The 3,764-nt window shown below is 67.4% G+C and carries 1 protein-coding gene; it reads right to left on the reverse strand.

The genetic code is table 11. From position 1 onward, the window contains the following. On the reverse strand, positions 1 to 3,764 hold a 3,764-nt coding region (locus tag IE247_RS33805), incomplete at both ends, for a type I polyketide synthase (protein ID WP_190127199.1).

Genomic DNA, 3,764 nt, shown 5'->3' on the forward strand with positions numbered 1-3,764 from the left:
ACAGCCGAGTCATCGACACCAGCCGGCACCAACACCAGCCACACACCCGACAACCCCACACCACCAGAAACATCCGCCAGCGGCTTCCACGACACCCGATAACGCCAGGCATCCACCTCCGACTGTTCCTGTCCGTGTCGCCGCCAGGCCGAGAGCGCCGGAATCAGCTCACTGATGGGTGCGTCACTGTCCACATCCAGCTCGGCGACCAGCGACTCCAGGTCTTCTCGCTCCACCGCGTCCCAGAACCGCGCATCCACCCCACCTACGAACCCGTCGGCGACCGGACCAGCCGCCGACATGGACGGCTGCGGCCAGTAGCGCTGCCGCTGGAAGGCGTACGTCGGCAGGTCCGTCGGCTGGGCCCCTGAGCCGGAGTAGTAAGCGGCCCAGTCAATGGCAATGCCGCGCACATGCGTCTTGGCCAGGGCCATGGTGACCGTCTCGGCCTCGTCACGCCCCGCACGCAGGAGGGGCACAAAGGCCGCATCCGTACGCTCGGCGCACTCCTGAGCGAGGGCGGAGAGAATCCCGTCCGGGCCGAGTTCCACGTACGAGGTGACCCCGGCGGCTTCGAGGGCGCGGACGCCGTCGAGGAAGCGCACGGCCTCGCGGACATGGCGTACCCAGAACTCGGGAGTCGACATGTCGTCGCCGACCAGGGCGCCGGTGAGGTTCGAGACGACCGGGATCTTCGGCTTGTCGTACGAAAGCTCCGCGATCGCTGTACGGAACGCCTCCAGCATCCCGTCCATGTGCGGCGAGTGGAACGCGTGACTCACCGTAAGACGCTTGGACTTGCGGTCCGCGAAGTGCCCGACCACAGCGAGAGCGGCGCTCTCGTCACCGGCGATCACGACCGACTGCGGGCCGTTGATCGCGGCGATACTCACGCGCTCGGTCAGCAGCGGAAGGATCTCCTCCTCCGACGCCTGGACCGCGATCATCACACCACCCGAAGGCAGCGCCTGCATCAACCGGCCACGAGCCGCCACCAACGTGCACGCATCCTCCAACGAGAACACCCCCGCCACATGCGCCGCAGCGATCTCACCAATCGAATGACCGGACAGGAAGTCCGGCCGCACACCCCACGACTCCAGAAGCCGGAACAGCGCCACCTCCACCGCGAACAACGCCGGCTGCGTCACCGCCGTCTGGTCGAGAGCACCGCTCTCAACACCGAACAGTGCTTCCTTCAATGACACATCGAGATCAAAGCGGGCACACACTTCATCCAGCGCCCGAGCGAAGGCCGGATGCGCCTCGTACAGCTCACGCCCCATCCCCAGCCGCTGACTCCCCTGCCCTGTAAACAGGAACGCCAACTTCCCGCCCACCGGAGAACCCTCAACCACACCAGCCGCAGAACCACCATCAGCCAACCCAGCCAACCCCGCGAGCAAACCCTCACGACCGTCAGCCACCACCACCGCACGATCCTCGAAGGACGCACGGCCAGTGGTCAGCGTGCGACCGATGGCGGAGAGATCCGCTTCCGGTGTAGCGAGGAGCTTTGCACGCAGGTTGGCGGCCTGCGCGTGGAGTGCGGCGGTGTTCTTCGCTGAGAGCACGAGAGGAAGGACGGCGGGCGGCGCAGGGGCCGGGGCCTCGGCCGATTCGGTCTCAGGGGCGGTCGGGGCCTGCTCGATGATGGTGTGGGCGTTCGTGCCACTGAAGCCGAACGAGGAGACGCCGGCGCGGCGCGAGCGGCCGGTCTCCGGCCACTTCACCGCCTCCGTCAGCAGGGAGACCTCACCGGCCTCCCAGTCGACCTGGGGAGACGGCTCATCGATGTGCAGGGTCTGGGGAAGCACCCCGTTCTGCATCGCGAGCACCATCTTGATGATGCCCGCGACACCGGCGGCAGCCTGCGTGTGACCGATGTTCGACTTGATCGAGCCGAGCAGCAGCGGACGGTGCTCTGACCGGTCCTGCCCATAGGTGGCAAGGAGTGCCTGCGCCTCGATCGGGTCACCCAGCCGCGTACCCGTTCCGTGCGCCTCCACCGCGTCCACATCGGCGGCGGACAGACCGGCACTCGCCAGCGCCTGCCGGATCACCCGCTGCTGAGACGGACCATTCGGAGCCGTCAGACCGTTCGAAGCACCGTCCTGGTTGACCGCCGAACCGCGCACGATCGCGAGGACCGGGTGACCGTTGCGCCGAGCGTCGGAGAGCCGCTCCACGAGCAGCATGCCGACACCCTCACCCCAACCCGTACCGTCCGCGCCCGCCGCGAACGCCTTGACACGGCCATCGGCCGCGAGACCGCGCTGACGGCTGAACTCGATGAAGGTGCCGGGTGTGGACATCACCGTCACGCCACCGGCCAGGGCCAGCGAGCATTCGCCGTTACGCAGCGACTGAATGGCCCAGTGCAGCGCGACGAGCGAGGCCGAGCAGGCGGTGTCGACGGTGACGGCGGGACCTTCGAGACCGAAGGTGTAGGAGAGCCGGCCGGAGACGACACTCGCCGCGTTGCCCGTACCCAAGTGGCCTTCAAGACCTTCGGGCTCTTCCAGCAGAACGGACAGATAGTCCTGGCCGTTGGTGCCGACGAAGACACCCGCCTGGCTGCCGCGCAGCGTCGCCGGGTCGATGCCCGCCCGCTCGAACGCCTCCCACGAGGTTTCGAGAAGAAGACGCTGCTGAGGGTCCATGGCGAGGGCCTCACGCGGCGAGATCCCGAAGAAGTCGGCGTCGAAGTCGGCGGCGTCGTAGAGGAAGCCGCCCGCGCGGGCGTACGAGGTGCCCTGCGCGCCGGGATCGGCGTCGTACAGCGACTCGACGTCCCAGCCACGGTCGAGAGGAAGATCCGAGATGGCATCGCCGCCTGTGACGAGGAGTTGCCAGAGGTCTTCCGGAGTGCGTACGCCGCCGGGGAAGCGGCAGCTCATCGCCACGATCGCGATCGGATCGTCATCGGTGGCGACCACGGCGGGAAGCAGTGTGTCGGCGACCCACACACTGCCCACCAACTCACCGCGCAGATACTCCGCGAGAGCCGCCGACGTCGGATAGTCGTAGATCAGCGTCGCAGGCAACCGCAGCCCGGTCGCCGCACCCAGGCGATTACGCAGCTCGACCGCCGTCAGCGAGTCGAAGCCGATCTCACGGAACGCGCGTCCCGCCTCGATGTCGTCCGCGCCGGAGTGTCCGAGCACTTCGGCGACCTGCGCTCTGACGAGTTCGAGGATGAACGGCTCACGGTCCGCCTCGGTCATCTTCTGAAGCCTGGCGGCGAGCGACGACACTGCCCGCTCGGAGCGGTCGTCGCCGTTGTCTGTCCCGATGGGCGCAGTCGCCGCCTCAGGGAGTTCCGCGAGGAGGTTGCTGGGGCGTACCGCCGTGAATCCGGGTGCAAATCGCGCCCAGTCGAAGTCGGCAACGGTCAAAGCCGCATCGGTGGAACCAACAGCCTGCTCAAGCGCGGTGATCGCGAGTTCCGCGTCCATGGGCGGCACTCCGCCCCGGCGCATGCGTGCGTCGAGAGCGTCGTCAGCAGCCATACCACCGTCCGCCCACGGCCCCCACGCCAGCGACGTCGCCACCAGACCATCAGCACGACGCTGCTCGGCCAAAGCATCCAGATAAGCATTGGCGGCAGCGTAGTTCGCCTGACCGGCCGCACCCACCGTGCCGCTCATCGACGAGAAGAGGACGAAGGCATCCAGCTCGATACCGAGCTCACCCGTCAACTCATGCAGATGCAGAGCCGAGACAGCCTTAGCGCGCAGGACACTCTCAAACCTGTCCGGTGT

The organism is Streptomyces inusitatus (assembly GCF_014651115.1).
GTDB classification, from domain to species: domain Bacteria; phylum Actinomycetota; class Actinomycetes; order Streptomycetales; family Streptomycetaceae; genus Streptomyces; species Streptomyces amakusaensis.